Source organism: Bradyrhizobium sp. UFLA05-125 (genome assembly GCF_059803515.1).
In genome coordinates, this window is sequence record NZ_JBANBJ010000008.1 from 85,539 (window position 1) to 103,854 (window position 18,316).

Sequence of the window (18,316 nt, forward strand, 5' to 3'; positions counted from 1 at the left end):
CGAATGTGTGGTGCGGGTGTCCCGCAAATCACGCCATCACTTCCCCGCCACGAAGTAAAAATCCTCGCTACCCGGCGGCGAGCCGTAGGTAAAGGGCTGCTGCACGTGCTGGGTCTGGAGCCAGACGTCGTCGCGGACGATGTCGAACAGCTTGCGGATCTCGACGTGCGGCTGCCGCACATCGCGGGCGAGTGCGAGCGCGAACGGGCTGTCGTTGCCGTCGCCGTCCATCGCGGTCTCGCCGTGCTTGGCGGCGTAGACCACCATGAAGCCGACGCCGGGCTCGATGTTGGAAAAACCCTTGTCGACCAGCTTGAGCGCCAGCGTGTGTTGCATGGTCGGCGCGAAGGGATTGTCGCGACAGGCATCGAGGATCACGAGCCGCAGCTTGTGCGCGCCACCGACCGCCGCGATCACCTGCTCCAGCGCCACGGCTTCGGTCTCCGCGTCCTTGTCGACCGCGAGCCTTGCATCGACCGGCACGAGATAGTTGACGCCGCCGATCTCGAAGCCATGGCCGGCATAGTAGACCACGGCCCAATCGGCTTTCTCCGCATCCGCCGCGAAGGTGCGCAGCGTCTCGAAGAACTGGTTCCGGGAAAGATCAGTCGAGATCGTGACGGTCTGGAAACCGACGTCGCGCAGCGCGCTGGCGATCAGCTTGGCGTCACGCGGCGGATTGGAGAGCGCATGAACGTTGCGGTAGGCGCCGTTGCCGATCACCAGCGCCACACGGCGCAGCGTCGAACGCGTCGTCGAAGGCGTCTTCGGTTCGAGCACGGCCAGTCGGCCCCGCGCGCCGGTGCGCGCCATCGCGACGTCGATCTCGTCGAACGGGGTGAGCGCGAAGGCGGCGGCGCGGTAGTCGGCGCGCGCCTGCGCGAGATCCTGCTTGCGCTCGAACACCTGGCCGCGGCCGGCATGAGCGCGGACGTTGTTCGGATTCATCTCGAGGATTGCGTTGTAGTCCTTGAGTGCGGAGTCGAGGTCGCCCTTGGCGAGGTAGGTGTCGGCGCGGTTGGCGAGCGCGTACTGGTTCTTCGGCTGCTTCTCCAGCATGCTGTTGCAATCGGCGAGCGCCTCGTCGAAGTGCCGCATAGCGGCAAAGGTCACGCAGCGATGGTTGGGAATTTGCAGCGCATTCGGATCGATCTTCTGCGCGTCGGCAAAGTCGGCGAGCGCGCCGTCATAATTCTTCATGAAAGTCCGCGTCCGCGCGCGGTTGGTGTGACCGACCAGCAGATTGGGCGTGTATTTGATCGCGAGATTGAAATCGTCGAGCGCGCTCTGGAGTGCGCCCTTGCGCAAGTACAGCGTGCCGCGGTCGTTATAGGCGGCGCCATAGTTGGGGCGCTTCTGGAGAGCGAGGTTGTAGTCAGCCATCGCGAGATCGTCCTGGCCCTTGCGCTGGTGGGTTTGGGCCTGGCCGTCGAGCGCGACCATGTTGTCGGGATCGGCGTCGCGCGCCGCGGCAAAGGCTTCGAGGGCGTGGTCGAAGTCGCGCCTGTTCAGAAGCGTGAAGCCCCGCACGGTCAGCGCGACGGCCTTGTCCTTCCCGGTCACGCGATCCGAGCCGAGCAGGTTTTCGCACGCCGCGAACCGCGTCGGCAGGTCAAGCCTGCGCTCGCGGCAGGTCTCGAGATCATCGCCAAGCCGAGGGTCGGCCAGGACGGCCGGCGCAGATGACAGCAGGATGAGAAGGATCAGGGAAACGACGCGCAACATTTTCGTCGAACAAGCTCCACCGCCACTCATTCTACTTCTATGTCGGTCATCCAAGGGAGGGGTTCATCCCGGGCCTGCTTTCCCGTTCCGGCGACCCTAAAGCGCGATGAAATTAGGATGAAACGTCATCGCGCTTTAGGTTGTTGTTTGAGCATGATCTTTTCGGAAAACCGCTCCACACTTTTCCGGATCATGCTCTAGCAATGCCTTCTTCACGGGCTCGTGTCTGGTCGCGCGTAACATCCGCGCCCGTCCGCCCGTATCAAGGGCAAGCCCGAATGCCGGGCCGGGCAGGCTGTTCGCCCGGCCTCAACCACCCTAGACTGTCGCACCGACCGAACGAGGATCCGCCATGAGCCGACCCGCCTTCCATTCCCTCCCCCTCCTTGCCGCCACCGCCGCGCTGGCGCTGGCCTTCGCCGCGCCCTCGCGGGCCGCGGAAGATGCGGTGGTGATCCCCGCTCCCGCCGTCGACGCTGCACCTGCAAGCGGTATCCAGACCGCGGTCGTCGCCGGCGGCTGCTTCTGGGGCGTGCAGGGCGTGTTCCAGCACACCGCCGGTGTCGTCAACGCGGTCTCCGGCTATGCCGGCGGCACCAAGGCGACGGCCGATTATCACACGGTCTCGTCGGGCACGACGGGCCACGCGGAATCGGTCGAGATCAAATACGATCCGAAGAAGATCTCCTACGGCAAGATCCTGCAGATCTTCTTCTCGGTCGTCCACGATCCGACCCAGCTCAACCGCCAGGGGCCCGACACCGGCACGCAATATCGCTCGGCGATCTTCACCACGTCCGACGAGCAGAAGAAGATCGCGGACGGTTATATCGCGCAGCTCAACGCCGCCAAGGTCTTCAGCAAGCCGATCGTGACCAAGGTCGGCGCGCTGGAGGCGTTCTATCCGGCGGAAGGCTATCACCAGGATTATCTGACCCTGCACCCGAACCAGCCTTACATCGCCTGGAACGACATCCCGAAGGTCGAGAACCTGAAAAAGCTGTTCGCGGATGACTATATCGAGAAGCCGACGCTGGTCAGCGCCAGCAAGGCCACCAACTGATTGCGAAACCACTAGCTGAACGGGAGATCCATGCCCGACACCAAAACACCCGCGAACGAAACCAAGGTCACCAAGAGCGAGGAGCAGTGGCGGCGCGACCTCACGCCGATGCAGTATGCGGTACTTCGCGAAAAGGCGACCGAACGTCCCTTCTCGGGCGAGTACGAGCACGACCATCGCGCCGGCACTTACGTCTGCGCCGGCTGCGGCAACGTGCTGTTCGAGTCGGATGCCAAGTTCGATTCCGGCTGCGGCTGGCCGAGCTTCACCCAGCCGGCGGTCGAGAGCCATATCGACGAGGAGACGGACCAGAGCCACGGCATGATCCGCACCGAGGTGCTGTGCTCCAAATGCAGCGGCCATCTCGGCCACGTCTTCCCAGACGGCCCGGGACCGACGGGGCTGCGCTATTGCATCAATTCGGCGGCGCTGAAGCTCAAGCCGAGATAATGGCAAGAGCCGGGTTCCGGCGTGGAACCCGGCGGCCGGATGTGCTTTTCTCTTCTGACGGTGCGGCCGGAGGGCGCATTCCGGCGCACCGTCAGGGAGGACGCCATGACCCTCGGAACCATCCTGATCATCCTCGTGATCATCTATCTCCTTGGCGGCATGTCCGGCCGGTTCGGCGGCTATGGCTACGGCATGGGCCATTCCGGCATGGGGATTGGCGGCGTGGTCCTGGTGGTGCTGATCGTGTTATTGCTTCTGGGCAAGCTGTAAACCAATCAAGCCATTGAATTAATTAATCTTATTTGCTTTGCGGAGCTGCCATGCGCGGATTCATCATCTGCGTTCGCAGGGGTCGCATTTCTGTCAAATCGGCCTATATTAGGGGGCGAAGAATGACATGGCCGCCCGGTTGCGGCCCTCGCTCAAAAACCCCACACGCGCCTGAAACCGAAGAAGATCACGAGGTCTTTGACCATGCGTCCACTGCGTCCGTTCAACTTCAATACCTCCGCCGAGCTTTTCCCCGCCGCGATCCGCAAGAAGAAGCGTGCGGGCTTCACCTATCGGCGGTTTGGCACCGCGGCCGAAGCCGTGCGCTTCGCGATCGAGGAATTGCCGACGGACTCGCTGAACGGCGCGTACCTACAGGTCGAGGAAGCCCGCTTCGACCAGAACGGCATCCGCTCGCTCTATGAGAGCGAGGCGTTTCCGCTGCCGCGCCGCCGCAAGCCGGCCGCGAACACCGACGCCGACGCGGCGTAAGCTTTACTCATCCTCCGATGCGCAATGAGCGCGGTAGCCGAAAGGTTACCGCGCTTTTCGCATCTAAAGCGCGATGAGATCAGGATGAATCGTCATCGCGCTTTAGGTTGTTGTTTGAGCATGATCTTTTCGGAAAACCGCTTCACACTTTTCCGGATCATGCTCTAGCGCGGCTGCTTGTCCAGCCAGCGGCGCAACAGGCGGACGTTGCGCATATTGGCGCGGAACATGACGTCGAAGGCATCGCCTGCGAACGGCACCATGCCGACCACGCCGTCGACCGCGACATTGCCCAGCATCCGCGCCGTGACGTACCAGGGCGCGCCGAGCGCGCGGGCCTCGCGCACCAGCCACAATGAGATTGCAGTGGTGATGATGTCGCCGACGACGGGGATCAGACCGATCAGGCCGTCGATGCCGTAGCGGATATTGGTGCCGGGCATGACGAAGGCGACGTCGAGCAGCTTTGCGATCGCCTCGAACCGCGCCAGCCGCTGCTCGCGCGTCAGCTTGCCAAAAGGATTGGCGCTGCCGAACTCGAAACCGAGTTCGCGAAAGCCCTCTTCGAGCGTCTCGGGACGGATCTCGCGGCCGTCCTGATCGATGATCGGCCCGCGTGCCTCATCGCCCGAGAAGGCCGCGCGCGAGGTCCTCCCCGAGCGGGGAGGGCGCGTTGCAAGAATATCGTCGTCAGACATCGTCATTCGTTGAGCGTCATCGCTTGAGGCAAACGCGCATGCACCGCTTCGGTTGCTGCGCCGCGCCCAAACGCCGCCCCTGCCCTCAGGTCGGCGCCGGAGCCGGTTGCGGCTCCTCGACATATTTATGTACGAGCCAGGACGAAATCACGCTCGGCACGAAACCGACGAGGCCGTAGAGAACCCATTGCACCGCGCCGGTGTCGGCTCCGCGCGAGCCATAGGTGAGGGCGGCGAGGATGAACGCGAACAGGCCGACCAGCAGCATCCGCAGCACCGGCCCGATCCGCTTGACGTGAAACAGGATGTCGTCGACCGCGCCGATCATCAACGAGGGCAGGAAGCCAAACAGATAGCTGTATTGCAGGGTCTTGAAGAACACCACGAACAGCTTGCCGACCTCGCCCAGATTGGTCTGGGTCCAATAGCCGGACTGGTAGGTCGTCGTCAGCAACAGCAGGAATCCGCCGACAAACGGCCCCACCAGCGCAAAAACCAGATAGCGTTTCATCAAGCACCCCTTACCTCAAGACCCGCCCCCGTTATAGCAGCGCCTTGAGAAGGTTGAATAGCCGAGTCGGGGCGGACGCCCCCGGGGAACAAGTGGCAGGCGGATGGGTTCTGTGAACGGCTCTCGTGTCTGTCCTCTCCGGAGATTGGATTTGGCCATGCGTTGGATGACCCTTTTCCTGGCAACGATCACGCTCACTGCATCCGGCTTCTCAAGCCTGCCGGCCCTCGCACAGGGCCATGCCGGAACCCCTGGCGAGCAGCAGGCCTGCTCGCGCGACGCCTCTCGCCTGTGCCGCAAGGATCTCGGCAATGACGGCGCGGTCCAGTCCTGCCTGCAAGCCAACCGGGCCAGGCTGTCGCATTCCTGCCGCAAGGTGTTCGAGAGCCACGGCATGTGAGGCGCTGGCGGCGCCGCAAGACGGAGATGCCACCATGCTGCGCGATGACCAGCTCGCGATCCTGAAAGACATCGGCCAGTCCATCGCCTTCGCCGACGACCGCCATGGCGAGGTCGAGGGACTCATCATCGAAGGTTACGTCATGAAGGACGGAGACTTGTTCGAGCTGACGTCCAAAGGCGTCACGGCGCTCGAGGAGCATGCCGCAGCTCTCGCTGATGCGCCCTCGACTAACGCGTGAGGCAACTGTTGCCGTGACGAACGCGCAACAATCGTGAAATCGTTCACACGAACCATTGAAGCTTCGCGGCATTCGCGCATAATCGAATCGGGGCGGCGCAGCACTTTCGATTCGAAATCTCAAGCGTAATCGAGCAACCACACCGGGGGCATCTCCCTGCGTGTTGGACCTGACGTGCGGCAGCGCAAGCCGCGTGCGGCGCCTCCAATAGACAAGCGGCCAACACCGCCAAAATCTTTGGGGATGCATCTCACATGTTCAGTTACCGGATCGGGAAGATCGCCACTCTCGCCGCCATTACCGCAACTGCCACCGTGCTTCACGCAGCACCCGGCCTCGCCTTCTCATCCGAGGCGCAACAGATGTGCACCGGCGACGCCATGCGGCTGTGCGCCAGCGAAATCCCCTCGATCTCCCGGGTCACTGCCTGCATGGTCCGCAACAAGCACCATGTCAGCCCGGGCTGCCGCGCCGTGATGGACCGCGAGGCCGCTGCCGCGCGCAAGCGGGAAGCTGCCGCGAACTGATCACTCGCGCGCACCGCAAGTTGAGCGGCGTCCTGCTGCGATCGACGCTATGCTGAGGCCCGGCCAAGAGAGCTGGAGCAACAGACATGGCGAGGATTTTGGCGAGGATTTTGGCGAGGATCCTGATCGCGGGCGGCTGGCTGCAATCCGCTATCCCGGTGAGCACGGCCGCCCTGCTGGCACTGGCGCCTTGCGCGGCGCCCGCCCAGCAGGCCGGCGTCAATTTTCCGGATGGCCCCGGCAAGAGCACCGTCGTCGGCATCTGCGGCTCGTGCCATGACATCGGCCGGCTGACTGCGGGCTACACGCCCGACGGCTGGCACACGGTGATCCGCATGATGCAGAATTTCGGCGCGCCGATCCCGCCCGAGGACGTCGCCGGAATCACCGACTATCTCATCAAGAACTTTCCCGAACGGCCCCGCCCCGCAGCAGTGCTGATCGCCGGCGACACGCAGATCGACATCAAGGAATGGCCGGTCGCCACCGAAGGCTCGCGGCCGCACGATCCGCTCGCCGCCCGCGACGGATCGGTGTGGTACTCGGGCCAGCTCGCCAACGTGCTCGGCCGCCTCGATCCCGCCACCGGCGCGATCCGCGAGTACAAGCTCAATCCGCAGACCGGCCCGCACGGACTGAAGGAGGACAAGGACGGCAACATCTGGTTCACCGGCAATTTTGCCGGGCTGATCGGCAGGCTCGATCCGAAGACCGACGACGTCAGAGAGTACCGGCTGCCGGATGCATCGGCCAGGGATCCGCATACGCTCGTCTTCGACCAGAACGGCATCATCTGGTTCACCGTGCAGGCCGGCAACAAGGTCGGGCGCCTCGATCCCACGAGCGGCGAGATCAAGCTCGTCACGCCGCCGACGGCAAATGCGCGGCCCTACGGCATCGTGGTGAATGCGAAGAACGCTGTCTGGTTCGTCGAGTTCGGCGCGCCGAAGATCGCGACCATCGATTCGAAGACGATGGAGATCCGCGAGTACCTGTTGCCGGATGCGGCCGCCCGGCCACGCCGGCTCGCCGTCGGCCCCGACGATGCGATCTGGTATGTCGATTTCGCCCGCGGCTTCCTCGGCCGGCTCGATCCAGCAACAGGCACGGTGAAGGAATGGGCTTCACCGAGCGGGCCGAAGTCGCAGCCCTACGGCATCGTCTTCACCAAGGGCGCGGTCTGGTACAGCGAGTCGGCCGCAAAACCCAACACCATCGTCCGCTTCGATCCCGCCAGCGAGAAATTCCAGAGCTGGGCGATCCCCGGAGGCGGCGACATCGTCCGCAACATGGATGTCGACCGCAGCGGCAATCCGGTGATGGCCAACAGCCTCGTCAACAAGGTCGGCGTGATCGAGGTCGGCGGGACGACACATTGATATCGTCATTCCGGGGCGCGACGAAAGTCGCGAGCCCGGAATCCATCTCACCATTCAACGCTCTGCCAAATGGATTCCGGGCCTGCGGGCTTCGCGCGCATCCCGGAATGACGGCGCCAGGGATGGAAGCCCTAGTCCCCCCACGCCGCGAACGCGTCGTTGAAGGCGCGTTCGCCGGGGGCACCCTTCTCGATCGCGATGATGGCGCGGCGCTGGTTGGCGTAGACCAGCGGCACGTCGAACCAGGAACGCTCCTTCAGCAGCTGGACGTTGCGCGCGCGGTCGGCATCGACGTTGGAGAGCCCAACCAGGAAGAAGCCGTCGGTGACCTTGACGGCGAGGCCCGCGAGCGGCGTGCCGCGTGCCTGCTCGTTCGACTTCATCAGGATACCTGGCACGTTGGCGACGCCGCCACCGGGGAAGTCCGGCGGCAGGATGAAGGTCAGTTCCGCAGTGTGGCTCGCCGGCAGCGATGAATCGGTGTTGCGGCGGAACGACATCGTCATCTTGAACTTGCGGTCGGGGATGTCGATGTCGGCGCGCACGGCGATGTCGGCCTTCTGGTTGCCCGAGGCCTTGATCGGCTCGGTCCGCCAAACCACGGAACCGACATATTGCTTGCCCTTGGGATCGGACGGATCCTCGTCATAGAGCACGACCTTCTGCGCCACTGGCGCTGCCGGCTGCTCGGTCGACGACGGCTGGCCGACGCGATCGGGGATCTTCGGCTTGGTCTGCGGCTGCGACGCATCCTTCGGCGCCTCCACGACCTGCGTCTGGGACGGCTTGAACAGGCCGCTCACGGTCTGCACCGCCTGCTTGCCCCAGAGGATGCCGGCGCCGACCAGGATCAGCACGATGCCGACGGCGATCGCACTCTTGAACGGGAAGGCGGAACGGCGCTTCTTGGTGTCGCGGTCGAGGACCGGGATGTGCGGGCGCGGTGCCGCCGGCCGCGGCGCATAACGCTCGGCCTCCTCGACCGACTCGTCATAGGAATACGGAACGTCCGGCGGCTCGCCGCCGCGGTTCTCCAGATTCGGCTCCAGCCGGTCGAACTCCGGCGAGGGCGATGGCACGTTGGCGTAGGTCCGGCGTGCCGCACGGTTGGCCTGCGCGGCGGCCCGCCCGAGATCGTCAGCATCCGCGGTGATATCGCGAAAACCGCGAACGCCCGGCGCCTGCGGCGGCAGTGGTGGGGCGCCTTCCGGCGGACGGCGCGCAGCGGAACGATCGCGCGCTGCCGGAGGCTCGGGCATGGGAGGCGGCGGAGGTGCCTGCGGACGGGGAGGACGGGCCTGACGCTGGACGTCGCGATCTCCGTTATCGTCACCAGCAAGCGGAGGACGATCGTTGCGCGACGGCGGCGGCGCCACAGGACGCGCCGGGCGCGGTGCGGACGATGAGACCGAAGGCGGGGTGGCCGGCGGAGCGCTCTCAGCCGCGCGGGCGCTGGCCCGGCGGAAGGCATCGCCACTGCCACTGCCACTGCCACTGCCACCGCCGCTGCCAGTGCGAGGGCCGCCGCCGGGACGCGAGGCCTCGCGAGCGCGCTGCGCGGCTTCCGATTCGACCTTGCGGACGGCCTCTTCGAGCGACAACCGCTCGCGGGTGATCTCGGACTCCGAGAGCGGCGGCTGCACGCTGCGGAGCTGCGCGATCAGCGCCGTACGCGCCCGTTCATAGAGCGCGCGCCGGCTTTCGCCAGGAGCATTGGGGTCCAAGGCGGCAATAGCGCGGGCGATCAGCGGATAGTAATCAGCCATTTCAACTCAACTATGCGCCTGTCCCGGTAAGATATCGTTAAGCCTCAAACGGGTTTTGCACCAGAATAGTATCTTCACGTTCGGGGCTCGTGGAAAGAAGCGCGACCGGACAGCCCACCAGTTCCTCGATCCGACGCACATATTTGATGGCCTGAGCCGGCAAATCCGCCCAGGAGCGGGCGTTCGCGGTCGGCTCCTTCCAGCCTTCGATGGTCTCGTAGATCGGCTCGACGCGGGCCTGCGCGCCCTCGCCGGCCGGGAAATGATCGATCTCCTTGCCGTCCAGCCGATAGCCGGTGCAGACCTCGATCGAATCGAAGCCGTCGAGGATGTCGAGCTTGGTCAGTGCCAGCCCGTTGATGCCGCAGGTCCTGACCGCCTGACGGACCAGCACGGCGTCGAACCAGCCGCAGCGGCGTGGACGCCCCGTGTTGGTTCCGAACTCGCGGCCACGCTCGCCGATCTTGCGGCCGATCTCGTTGTCCTGCTCGGTCGGGAACGGCCCCTGGCCGACGCGGGTCGTGTACGCCTTGCACAGACCCAGCACATAGCCGACCGCGCCGGGCCCGAGGCCTGCGCCGGTTGCAGCCTGCGCCGCCACGGTGTTGGACGATGTGACGTAAGGATAAGTGCCGTGATCGACGTCGAGCAGCGCGCCCTGCGCCCCCTCAAACAGCATGCGCTTGCCTTCGCGACGCTTGATGTCGAGCAGCCGCCACACCGTCTCGGCATAGGGCAGAAGCTGCGGCGCCAGCGCGCTCAGTTCCTTCAGGATCTCCCTGCCATCGAACTCCGGCAGATTGAGGCCGCGGCGCAATGCGTTGTGGTGAGCAAGGAGCCGGTCGATCTTGTGCGGCAGCGTGTCGAGGTCCGCGAGGTCCATCAGGCGGATGGCGCGGCGGCCGACCTTGTCTTCATAGGCGGGGCCGATGCCGCGGCGCGTTGTACCGATCGCGGTCGCCGCATTGGAGGATTCGCGAAGCGCGTCGAGCTCGCGATGCAGCGGCAGGATCAGGGTGACGTTCTCGGCGACGCGAAGATTGTCCGGACTGACGGCAACGCCTTGCGCCCGCAGCTTGGCGACCTCGTCGAGGAAGGCCTGCGGATCGAACACCACGCCATTACCGATCACCGACAGCTTGTGCTCGCGCAGGACGCCGGAGGGCAACAGCGCGAGCTTGTAGGTCTCGCCATTGATGACCAGCGTATGGCCGGCGTTATGACCGCCCTGGAAACGGACGACGATGTCGGCCTGCTCCGACAACCAGTCGACGATCTTGCCCTTTCCCTCGTCGCCCCACTGGGCGCCGACGACGACAACATTGGCCATTCGCGGGTATTCCCTATGCAAGATTTAGATGCGCCCAGCCCAATCCACGGCCGGGGGCCGTTCGCATGCGAGGCAGCCAACCGGATAACGGAAGCAGCCTCTCTAGGCAAGCAAGAAGGCGGCTTTTTGGGGATCCTAAACACTATTTAAGCCTTTGATATCCCCGGAAAATCCAGAAACCTTCCAGGGCATCCCACGGACCCTCGACCAAAGCGCTAGACGCGATCTCTGCCGCTGCATGGTCGCGATGCATCCGCCCCCCATTGCTGCAACCGCGATTTCCGTGTCTTTGAATGGGGCCGGGCTGTGAGCCGGCCCGGGCAGCGCCGGGCGGGGGTGCGGCGCATGACGCGGGGCCATAACAATCACAATGACCGCCACCGACCAGACCACACGCATTGCCGCACCGGGGCAACACTGGATCGCGAACCAGCCCTATCTGCTGCTCAGCATCACAGCGATGTGCTGGGCTGGCAATGCCGTCGTCGGACGGCTCGCCGCCGGCCACATCCCGCCGGTGACACTGTCCTTCCTGCGCTGGTTCTTCGCCTTCCTGCTGGTGCTGCCGTTCGCCTGGGCGCATCTGGTCAAGGACTGGCCCGCGATCCGCGGCAAGCTCGGCCTGATGATCGTGCTGTCGATCACCGGCATCGGCGCCTTCAACACGCTGCAATATTGGGCGCTGGAGCATACCCAGGCGCTGAACACGCTGCTGCTGCAATCGGCCGCGCCGCTGATCGTCGCGCTGTGGTCGCTGATCATCCTGGGCGTCCGGCTGACCACGGCGCAGGCGTTCGGCGTGCTGCTCTCGCTCTGCGGCGTGCTGACCATCCTGCTGCATGGCGATTTCACCACACTCTCCAACATCGAGTTCAACAAGGGCGACCTGATCTTCATGGTCGCGCTGGTAATCTTCGCGCTTTACTCGGTGCTGACCTTGAAGCGTCCTGCGATCCACGGCCTGTCGTTTCTCGCCTTCACCTTCGGCTGCGGCGCGGCGTGCCTCGTGCCGCTCGAGATCTGGGAATTGTCGGCGCGTCCCCTGATGAAGCTCGATCTGCCGAACGTGCTCACGCTGGTCTATGTCGCGGTGTTTCCCTCGACACTCGCCTATCTCTGCTTCAACCGTGGCGTTGCGCTGATCGGCGCCAACCGCGCCGCGCCGTTCTTCCACGTAGTGCCGGTGTTCGGCTCGATCATGGCAATGATCTTTCTCGGTGAACTGCCGCAGGCCTTCCATTTCATCGGCTTTGCGCTGGTCCTGTCGGGCGTGTTCGTGGCCTCACGCAAGCAGGCGAGCTAGCTCACCCTGAACTTGCTGTACGCTTCGCTGGTCGCAATGATCACGTGCTCGGCGCAGGCGTTACGGCGATGGGAATCGGCTTCGCTTTCGTAACGCTCCGACATCATCATGTCGAGGAAGGCTGCGACCGACGGATAATAGACCAGCGCGACGAAATCCCAGTCGTTGCCCGCTTGCGACCCGAGCGCGATTGTCCTGGCGTCGCCGGTCCACAGCAGCGTGCCGCCGCGCGCCTTGATCATCGGTACGGTCACGGCGCTGTAGCGCAAATAAGCGTCCCAGCCGGAACCGTCGGCATCCAGCGAGCGCTCGTGGAAGCGCATCAGGTTCAACATCACGACGGGCGCCTGCGGATCGAGCCGCTCCAGGCCCTCGATGTTCAACATATTAACCGCCAAAGCCACCTCCCTGATCTCCACTGCATTGTAGCATTGCGGCGGCAGGACTTGTGGCGCGGCTGCGATCCGGCGCAAGCTTCCTCACGAAAACCAATGACGATCGCTTCGCCCGCGCCACAGGCCTCGAATCCCGCCGGCTGGCTCAACAACCAGCCCTATCTGCTTCTGAGCCTGAGCTCGCTGTTCTGGGCCGGCAACATCGTGCTCGCGCGCCATGTCGGCGCGCATGTGCCGCCGCTCACGCTGACCACGATCCGCTGGTTCGGCGTCTTCCTCATCCTGCTGCCATTTTCGTGGCCGCATCTGAGGCGCGACTGGAAGGCCTTGCGCGCGCATCTGCCGCTGATGCTGTTCCTGTCGCTGGTCGGCTTTGCCTTCAACAATGCGATCTCGTTCTGGGCCCTTCAGTATACGGAGGCGCTGAATGCGCTACTGATCCAGTCGGCCGGACCCTTGTTCGTGGCGCTGTGGTCGCTGGTGCTGTTCGGCGTCCGCCTGACAGCCGCGCAATTCGCCGGCATCGCGATCTCGCTGCTCGGCGTCCTCATCATCATCCTGCGCGGCGATCTCGCAGCGCTTGCCGGCATCAGCTTCAACCGCGGTGACGTCATGTTCGCCTCCTCGCTGGTGGCGTTCGGGCTCTATTCCGCCTTCATCCCGCGGCGGCCAAAAATCCATCAGCTCTCCTTCCTGTCCTTCACCACCTGCGGCGGGGCGATGATGCTGCTGCCGGCCGCGATGTGGGAATTTTCGGCGGGCAACATCCTAAAGCCCGATGCAACGACATTGGCCACACTCGCCTACATCCTGATTTTCCCCTCGACGCTTGCCTATCTCTTCTTCAATCGCGGCGTGGCGTTGATCGGACCGAACCGCGCTGCGCCGTTCTTTCATCTGGTGCCTGTGTTCGGCTCGGCGATGGCGATCCTATTGCTCGGCGAACGGCTGCAACCCTTCCACCTCGTCGGCTATGCGCTGGTGCTCGCCGGTGTCGTGATCGCGTCTCGGCAAGGCTCGGCGTCGAAATAGTTCGGCGCTGAGGGCGCGAGCGCGCCAGCCAGATCGAGAAGCAGTGAAGGGACGCCGGCCAGTTGTGACGCTGTGACGCTCTCGTAGGGTGGGCAAAGCCACCGGGTCGCGCGAACGCGCGCCCGATGACAGGCTCCGCGTGCCCACCATGAAGCCTCCAAAGCCTCGAAAGAAGCGGTGGGCACGGCGCTCACGCGCCTTTGCCCACCCTACGAATTCTGTGCCCGGGGCACGAGTGTATTCCTACGCCGCCCGCACCTTGGCGAGGAAGCCGTCGACTGCGCTGCGCAGCGCGCCGGACTGGTTGTCGAGCTCGCGGGCGTTCGACAGCACGTCGGAGGCGGCCGTACCCGTCGCCGCGGCCGCCGAGGTCACGCTGCCGATATGGGCGTTGATCTCGCTGGAGCCGGCTGCGACCGACTGGATGTTGCGGGCGATCTCGCGCGTCGCCTCGCCCTGCTGCTCGATCGAGGCGGAAATGCCTGCGGTGATCTCGCTCATCTCGGCGATCGTCCGGGTGATGCCGGCGATCGCGGCGACCGCGTCGCTGGTCGAGGTCTGCATCGCCGCGACCTGGGCCGAGATTTCCTCGGTGGCCTTCGCGGTCTGGTTGGCGAGCGCCTTGACCTCGGAGGCGACGACCGCGAATCCGCGGCCGGATTCGCCGGCGCGCGCCGCTTCGATGGTGGCATTGAGCGCCAGCAGGTTGGTCTGCGCCGCGATCGAGTGGATGAGCTTGACGACCTCGCCGATCTTCTCGGCGCCGGAGGACAGCACCTGCACGGTGGTGTTGGTGCGCTCGGCGTCACTGACTGCCTTGCTCGCGACCTCGGTGGAGCGCGTCACCTGACGCGAGATCTCGGTGACCGAACTCGACAGCTCTTCGGCGGCAGCCGCAACCGTGCCGACATTGCCGGACGCCTTTTGCGAGGCGGCGCCGACGGTGGCCGCACGCGCGCTGGCATCGCTCGCGGTCGCAGTCATCGATCGCGCCGTGGTCTGCATGCCGGCGGCAGCCGAAGAAACCGAACGCACGATGCCGTTGACACTGCGCTCGAAATCGCTGGCGATGCCTTCCATCGCGCTGCGACGTTCCGTAGCGGCGCGTTCCTTGGCGATCCCCTCGGTCTTCTCGAGGTCGCGGATGCGGATCGCATTGTCCTTGAAGATCTGCACGGTCGAAGCCATCGCACCGACCTCATCGCCACGGCCGACGCCGGGGATGTCGCCCTCGAGCTTGCCGTCGGCGAGCTCGTTCATGCGCGTGCCGAGCCTGTTCAGCGGCAGGCTGATGCTGCGGCCGAGCAGCCAGGCAACGCTGCCGGCAACGATGACGATGCCGAGCATCGACAGGCCGAGCAGCCAGTAGACCGGCCCCATCTTCTCGTCGATATCCTCGAGATAAGCGCCGGTGCCGAGATACATGTCGAAGCCGGGAACCGCGACGGCATAGCCGAGCTTGCGGATCGGTTTTTCCTGACCGGGCTTCACGTATTCGTAGAAGAGCAGCATTTCGCCGTTGGCCTTGACGCCGTCCATGAACTCCCTGGAGAGCTTGCGGCCATTCGTCTCGACGTCCATGCGGTTGGTGCCGACCTGCTTGGGATCGGGCGCGAGCTGCGTGATGCCATCGCTGGTGGTGGCGAACAGATAGCCCGAGTTCTTGTCGTAGGTCATTGCGTTGCCGTAGCGGCGGAATTCGGCCAGCGCAGCGTCCTTCGTCATCTCGCCGGCATTCACCCGCTTCACCAGGGTGTTCGCATAGTTGCGGGCCAGGTCGACGATGGCCTTGGTCTGGTCGATGCGCGCGTTCACCATCTCGCGCTTCATCAAGTAGCCGGCCAGAACCCCGGAGATGCACAGGCCGAACAAGGTGACACCGACAAGGATGCCAAGCTTGGGGGCGATCTTCAGATTGCTCAACATCACGTAGTGGCTCCGGCAATAGAGGGGATTACGGGCACGCGGGTGGGTCGATCGAATTTGAATCAATTTTTAGTGTGGGACCCATTAGCAACTTGTTACGATGGCTCCGTAGAAGCCCGTAGGAGACGCGAAAACCCGCAGACGCCGCAGTCTGCGGCAACCGACGATTGTACGCGTCGCGCTCAATTTCGCGTAAAAGACGCAAAGGCCCGGCCGTCAAGGCCGGGTCAGACAACAAGAACCGACAAACCAAATCGGAGCAGGAAATGCCGAAATTCAGGGTGGTGACGCCGAAGGGCGCGAGCTTCACGGTCGCGGGAAGCGATTATTCCTTCGAGCGGGAGGCGCTCGATCCGATCGACGCGGAGATCATCGAGGCGCCGGCCAACGAAACCGAGTTCATCGCCGCAGCCAGAACGGCTGACGCGATCTACGCCAAGGGCATCCCGATCACCAAAGCCATCATCGACGCGCTGGAAAACTGCAAGGCGATCACGCTCGGCTCCGTCGGCGTCGACAGCGTCGATGTAAAGGCGGCAACTGCCCGCGGCATTCCCGTGACCAACATCCCCGATACTTTCATCGAGGAGGTCGCCGACCACGCGATGATGCTGCTGCTTGCGGGCTTCCGCCGCCTGGTCGAGCAGGACCGGATGGTGCGCACCGGGCGCTGGGCCGAGGGCCGGCCGGCACTGCTGAAGATACCGCGGCTGATGGGACAGACGCTCGGCTTCATCTCCTTCGGCCGCGTCGCACGCGCGGTCGCCAAGCGCGCCGCCCCCTTCGGCCTGCGGATGATGGCCTATGATCCCTTCATCCAGGAAACGCTGATGTACGATCACGGCGTGATGCCGGCGACGCTGAACGAGGTGCTGTCGCAATCGGACTTCGTCTCGATGCACGCGCCGGCGCGGCCGGAGGTCCACCACATGCTGACCGAGAAGCATTTCCGCCAGATGAAGAAAGGCTCGATCTTCATCAACACCGGGCGCGGCACCACCGTGGACGAGGAGAGCCTGATCAAGGCCCTGCAGGAAGGCTGGATCGCGCATGCCGCGCTCGACGTGCTGGAGAAGGAGCCGCCCTCGCACAACAATCCGCTGCTCGGCATGGAGAACGTCACGCTGACCGCCCATGTCGCCTCGGCCTCGGCACGGTTCGACGAAGCGCGCAAGCGGCGCGTGGGCTACGAATTGTCACTGGTGCTTCAGGGGATGTGGCCGGTAAGCTGCGTCAATCCGTCGGTGCTGCAAAACACGGCGCTGCGACGCTGGCAGCCCGTCGGCATGGATCGCGGCCCGAACAGCTAAGCCTGTGATGCGCCTTCAGGTGAATTGGAGACCGGTTCGCGTGAAAGAATAGGCCAGATCGATGACCCTTCACCGGCGATCAACGCCGGGAAGGGATAATAAAAGGGAGGAACTGATGAGAAACGACATCAGTCGTCGTGATGCAATTGGCCTTGGGCTGTCAGTTGCGGCGTTTGCGGCCACCGGTGCTGCAGCGCAAACCCCATCCAGCATCAAGACTGTCGACGTCGCGGCACCGTCGCTGCCAATCGAGAAGGGCGCAAGCTTGCGCATGCTGCGGCCGGTGCGCTTCGTCCAGCCGGACGAGGACGTGTTCCGTGCCAACGCAAAGCGTTTCAGCGATAACACCGGCGTCGAGGTGAAGGTCGATTTCGTCGGCTGGGAAGACATCAACCAGCAGACTGCCGTGACAGCCAATTCCGGCGCAGGCCCCGACATCATCATCGGCTTTTCCGACGCCCCGCACATCTATGTCGACAAGCTGATCGAACTGTCCGACGTCGCCGAATATCTCGGCAAGCGCTATGGCGGCTGGCTGTTCCTGGCGGAGAAATACGGCAAGCGCGCCAAGAGCAACAACTGGATCGGCCTGCCGTTCGGCGCGACCGGCGGCCCACTGGTCTATCGCAAGTCGATCATCCAGGCCGCCGGCTTCGACAAGGTGCCGGACGATCACGCCGGCTTCCTCGATCTTTGCCAGAAGCTCCAGAAGGCGGGCAAGCCGGCCGGGTTCGCGCTCGGCAATGCCGTCGGCGACGGCAACGGTTTCGCGAGCTGGATGCTGTGGTCATTCGGCGGAGCACTGCTCGACGCCGACGGCAATCTCACGATCAACAGCAAGGAGACCGTGGAAGCGCTGAAATATGTGAAGCAGCTCTTTCCGACGTTCATCGCCGGCACGACGTCCTGGAACGACGTCAGCAACAACCGCGCCTATTCGTCCGAGGAAATCTCGCTGACGGCGAACGGCATTTCACTGTACTTCTCGCTGAAGAACGACACGGCCACCGCGAAGATCGCCGAGGACACGGAACATCAGTTCCTGCCGAAGGGGGTCGCCAAGTCATCGCCCATGGGCGGCCTGACGATGAATGCGATGGTGTTCAAGCACAGCCCCTATCCGAACGCGGCGAAGGCGTTCCTGCAGTTCATGATGGAGAAGGAGCAGTACGACCCCTGGCTGATCGCCAACAGCGGTTACTGGGCGCAGCCGCTCGCCAACTACGCAGAGTCCGCGGTGTGGTCGGGCGATCCGAAGCTGAAGATCTTCAAGGACACGATGTCGAACCGGTATTGGGACGGTTACCAGGGCCCGATCTCGACCGCGACCGGCGCCATCCGTGCCGACTACGTGCTGGTGCAGATGTTCGCCTCGGTCGCAACAGACGCCGCAACACCGGAGCAAGCTGCCGCGGAGGCCGAGCGCCGGGCGAAGCGGTACTTCCGCAGGTAGCGCCCCAAGACACAGTCATTGCGAGCGCAGCGAAGCAATCCAGAA

At 64.2% G+C, this 18,316-nt stretch carries 19 protein-coding genes; 12 read left to right on the plus strand and 7 right to left on the minus strand.

Annotated elements, in window-relative coordinates; genetic code table 11:
• Window positions 1–36 precede the first annotated feature (36 nt).
• Window positions 37–1,725, minus strand: coding sequence for a caspase family protein (locus SO156_RS11100; protein WP_498534820.1), 1,689 nt, complete (start codon window positions 1,723–1,725; stop codon window positions 37–39).
• A gap of 352 nt (window positions 1,726–2,077) precedes the next feature.
• Between SO156_RS11100 and msrA the strand changes: the two genes are divergently transcribed.
• The 4 genes from msrA (at window position 2,078) to SO156_RS11120 (ending at window position 4,000) form a co-directional block, all read left to right on the plus strand.
• Window positions 2,078–2,788: a peptide-methionine (S)-S-oxide reductase MsrA gene (gene msrA / locus SO156_RS11105; RefSeq protein WP_458149605.1), complete on the plus strand. Its 711-nt coding sequence runs from the start codon at window positions 2,078–2,080 to the stop codon at window positions 2,786–2,788.
• 30 nt (window positions 2,789–2,818) lie between these two features.
• Window positions 2,819–3,238, plus strand: a complete 420-nt coding sequence (msrB, locus tag SO156_RS11110) for a peptide-methionine (R)-S-oxide reductase MsrB (RefSeq protein ID WP_498534821.1) — start codon at window positions 2,819–2,821, stop codon at window positions 3,236–3,238.
• 105 nt (window positions 3,239–3,343) lie between these two features.
• Window positions 3,344–3,508, plus strand: coding sequence for a DUF3309 family protein (locus tag SO156_RS11115; protein WP_080586674.1), 165 nt, complete (start codon window positions 3,344–3,346; stop codon window positions 3,506–3,508).
• 204 nt (window positions 3,509–3,712) lie between these two features.
• Entirely contained in the window at window positions 3,713–4,000 is a 288-nt protein-coding gene (locus tag SO156_RS11120; RefSeq protein WP_027523175.1) for a hypothetical protein, read from the plus strand.
• Window positions 4,001–4,164: 164 nt separating this feature from the next.
• On the opposite strand, the gene SO156_RS11125 is transcribed toward SO156_RS11120, so the two are convergent.
• Together SO156_RS11125 and SO156_RS11130 are read right to left on the minus strand one after the other, a co-directional pair.
• Window positions 4,165–4,704, minus strand: coding sequence for a DUF4112 domain-containing protein (locus SO156_RS11125; protein WP_498534822.1), 540 nt, complete (start codon window positions 4,702–4,704; stop codon window positions 4,165–4,167).
• A 79-nt stretch (window positions 4,705–4,783) separates the two neighbouring features.
• Window positions 4,784–5,209: a DUF5413 family protein gene (locus SO156_RS11130; RefSeq protein WP_458149608.1), complete on the minus strand. Its 426-nt coding sequence runs from the start codon at window positions 5,207–5,209 to the stop codon at window positions 4,784–4,786.
• A gap of 157 nt (window positions 5,210–5,366) precedes the next feature.
• On the opposite strand from SO156_RS11130, the gene SO156_RS11135 reads away from it, so the two are divergent.
• The 4 genes from SO156_RS11135 to SO156_RS11150 all read left to right on the plus strand — a co-directional run bounded on the left by SO156_RS11135 (window position 5,367) and on the right by SO156_RS11150 (window position 7,756).
• Window positions 5,367–5,609: a hypothetical protein gene (locus tag SO156_RS11135; protein WP_458149609.1), complete on the plus strand. Its 243-nt coding sequence runs from the start codon at window positions 5,367–5,369 to the stop codon at window positions 5,607–5,609.
• Between the two features lie 34 nt (window positions 5,610–5,643).
• Window positions 5,644–5,850 (plus strand): hypothetical protein, encoded by a 207-nt coding sequence (locus SO156_RS11140; RefSeq protein ID WP_498534823.1) that lies wholly within the window; start codon window positions 5,644–5,646, stop codon window positions 5,848–5,850.
• Between the two features lie 254 nt (window positions 5,851–6,104).
• On the plus strand, window positions 6,105–6,377 hold the full coding sequence (locus SO156_RS11145) for a hypothetical protein (RefSeq protein WP_458149611.1): 273 nt from the start codon (window positions 6,105–6,107) through the stop codon (window positions 6,375–6,377).
• 86 nt (window positions 6,378–6,463) lie between these two features.
• On the plus strand, window positions 6,464–7,756 hold the full coding sequence (locus tag SO156_RS11150) for a virginiamycin B lyase family protein (protein WP_498534824.1): 1,293 nt from the start codon (window positions 6,464–6,466) through the stop codon (window positions 7,754–7,756).
• Between the two features lie 131 nt (window positions 7,757–7,887).
• Here SO156_RS11150 and SO156_RS11155 read toward each other — a convergent pair whose 3' ends face one another.
• Window positions 7,888–9,522, minus strand: coding sequence for a hypothetical protein (locus SO156_RS11155; RefSeq protein WP_498534825.1), 1,635 nt, complete (start codon window positions 9,520–9,522; stop codon window positions 7,888–7,890).
• 37 nt (window positions 9,523–9,559) lie between these two features.
• Complete coding sequence (locus tag SO156_RS11160) at window positions 9,560–10,852, minus strand: adenylosuccinate synthase (protein ID WP_458149614.1); 1,293 nt, start codon at window positions 10,850–10,852, stop codon at window positions 9,560–9,562.
• A gap of 370 nt (window positions 10,853–11,222) precedes the next feature.
• Between SO156_RS11160 and SO156_RS11165 the strand changes: the two genes are divergently transcribed.
• Complete coding sequence (locus SO156_RS11165; protein WP_498534826.1) at window positions 11,223–12,155, plus strand: DMT family transporter; 933 nt, start codon at window positions 11,223–11,225, stop codon at window positions 12,153–12,155.
• On the opposite strand, the gene SO156_RS11170 is transcribed toward SO156_RS11165, so the two are convergent.
• Window positions 12,152–12,541, minus strand: a complete 390-nt coding sequence (locus SO156_RS11170; protein WP_498534876.1) for a DUF1330 domain-containing protein — start codon at window positions 12,539–12,541, stop codon at window positions 12,152–12,154. The genes SO156_RS11165 and SO156_RS11170 overlap by 4 nt on opposite strands.
• 105 nt (window positions 12,542–12,646) lie before the next feature.
• On the opposite strand from SO156_RS11170, the gene SO156_RS11175 reads away from it, so the two are divergent.
• Window positions 12,647–13,582: a DMT family transporter gene (locus tag SO156_RS11175; RefSeq protein ID WP_498534827.1), complete on the plus strand. Its 936-nt coding sequence runs from the start codon at window positions 12,647–12,649 to the stop codon at window positions 13,580–13,582.
• A gap of 243 nt (window positions 13,583–13,825) precedes the next feature.
• Here the strand turns inward: SO156_RS11175 and SO156_RS11180 are convergent, their stop codons facing one another.
• Entirely contained in the window at window positions 13,826–15,511 is a 1,686-nt protein-coding gene (locus SO156_RS11180) for a methyl-accepting chemotaxis protein (RefSeq protein WP_498534828.1), read from the minus strand.
• Between the two features lie 263 nt (window positions 15,512–15,774).
• Between SO156_RS11180 and SO156_RS11185 the strand changes: the two genes are divergently transcribed.
• Together SO156_RS11185 and SO156_RS11190 are read left to right on the plus strand one after the other, a co-directional pair.
• Complete coding sequence (locus SO156_RS11185) at window positions 15,775–16,818, plus strand: C-terminal binding protein (protein WP_458149618.1); 1,044 nt, start codon at window positions 15,775–15,777, stop codon at window positions 16,816–16,818.
• A 115-nt stretch (window positions 16,819–16,933) separates the two neighbouring features.
• Window positions 16,934–18,271, plus strand: coding sequence for an ABC transporter substrate-binding protein (locus tag SO156_RS11190; RefSeq protein WP_458149619.1), 1,338 nt, complete (start codon window positions 16,934–16,936; stop codon window positions 18,269–18,271).
• Window positions 18,272–18,316 lie beyond the last annotated feature (45 nt).

What these genes read in the sequence shown, in the direction of transcription:
- SO156_RS11100 (WP_498534820.1), bottom strand. Translation starts at nt 1,725, where the DNA reads ATGTTGCGCGTCGTTTCCCTGATCCTTCTCATCCTGCTGTCATCTGCG.
- msrA (WP_458149605.1), top strand. Translation starts at nt 2,078, where the DNA reads ATGAGCCGACCCGCCTTCCATTCCCTCCCCCTCCTTGCCGCCACCGCC.
- msrB (WP_498534821.1), top strand. Translation starts at nt 2,819, where the DNA reads ATGCCCGACACCAAAACACCCGCGAACGAAACCAAGGTCACCAAGAGC.
- SO156_RS11115 (WP_080586674.1), top strand. Translation starts at nt 3,344, where the DNA reads ATGACCCTCGGAACCATCCTGATCATCCTCGTGATCATCTATCTCCTT.
- SO156_RS11120 (WP_027523175.1), top strand. Translation starts at nt 3,713, where the DNA reads ATGCGTCCACTGCGTCCGTTCAACTTCAATACCTCCGCCGAGCTTTTC.
- SO156_RS11125 (WP_498534822.1), bottom strand. Translation starts at nt 4,704, where the DNA reads ATGACGATGTCTGACGACGATATTCTTGCAACGCGCCCTCCCCGCTCG.
- SO156_RS11130 (WP_458149608.1), bottom strand. Translation starts at nt 5,209, where the DNA reads ATGAAACGCTATCTGGTTTTTGCGCTGGTGGGGCCGTTTGTCGGCGGA.
- SO156_RS11135 (WP_458149609.1), top strand. Translation starts at nt 5,367, where the DNA reads ATGCGTTGGATGACCCTTTTCCTGGCAACGATCACGCTCACTGCATCC.
- SO156_RS11140 (WP_498534823.1), top strand. Translation starts at nt 5,644, where the DNA reads ATGCTGCGCGATGACCAGCTCGCGATCCTGAAAGACATCGGCCAGTCC.
- SO156_RS11145 (WP_458149611.1), top strand. Translation starts at nt 6,105, where the DNA reads ATGTTCAGTTACCGGATCGGGAAGATCGCCACTCTCGCCGCCATTACC.
- SO156_RS11150 (WP_498534824.1), top strand. Translation starts at nt 6,464, where the DNA reads ATGGCGAGGATTTTGGCGAGGATTTTGGCGAGGATCCTGATCGCGGGC.
- SO156_RS11155 (WP_498534825.1), bottom strand. Translation starts at nt 9,522, where the DNA reads ATGGCTGATTACTATCCGCTGATCGCCCGCGCTATTGCCGCCTTGGAC.
- SO156_RS11160 (WP_458149614.1), bottom strand. Translation starts at nt 10,852, where the DNA reads ATGGCCAATGTTGTCGTCGTCGGCGCCCAGTGGGGCGACGAGGGAAAG.
- SO156_RS11165 (WP_498534826.1), top strand. Translation starts at nt 11,223, where the DNA reads ATGACCGCCACCGACCAGACCACACGCATTGCCGCACCGGGGCAACAC.
- SO156_RS11170 (WP_498534876.1), bottom strand. Translation starts at nt 12,541, where the DNA reads ATGTTGAACATCGAGGGCCTGGAGCGGCTCGATCCGCAGGCGCCCGTC.
- SO156_RS11175 (WP_498534827.1), top strand. Translation starts at nt 12,647, where the DNA reads ATGACGATCGCTTCGCCCGCGCCACAGGCCTCGAATCCCGCCGGCTGG.
- SO156_RS11185 (WP_458149618.1), top strand. Translation starts at nt 15,775, where the DNA reads ATGCCGAAATTCAGGGTGGTGACGCCGAAGGGCGCGAGCTTCACGGTC.
- SO156_RS11190 (WP_458149619.1), top strand. Translation starts at nt 16,934, where the DNA reads ATGAGAAACGACATCAGTCGTCGTGATGCAATTGGCCTTGGGCTGTCA.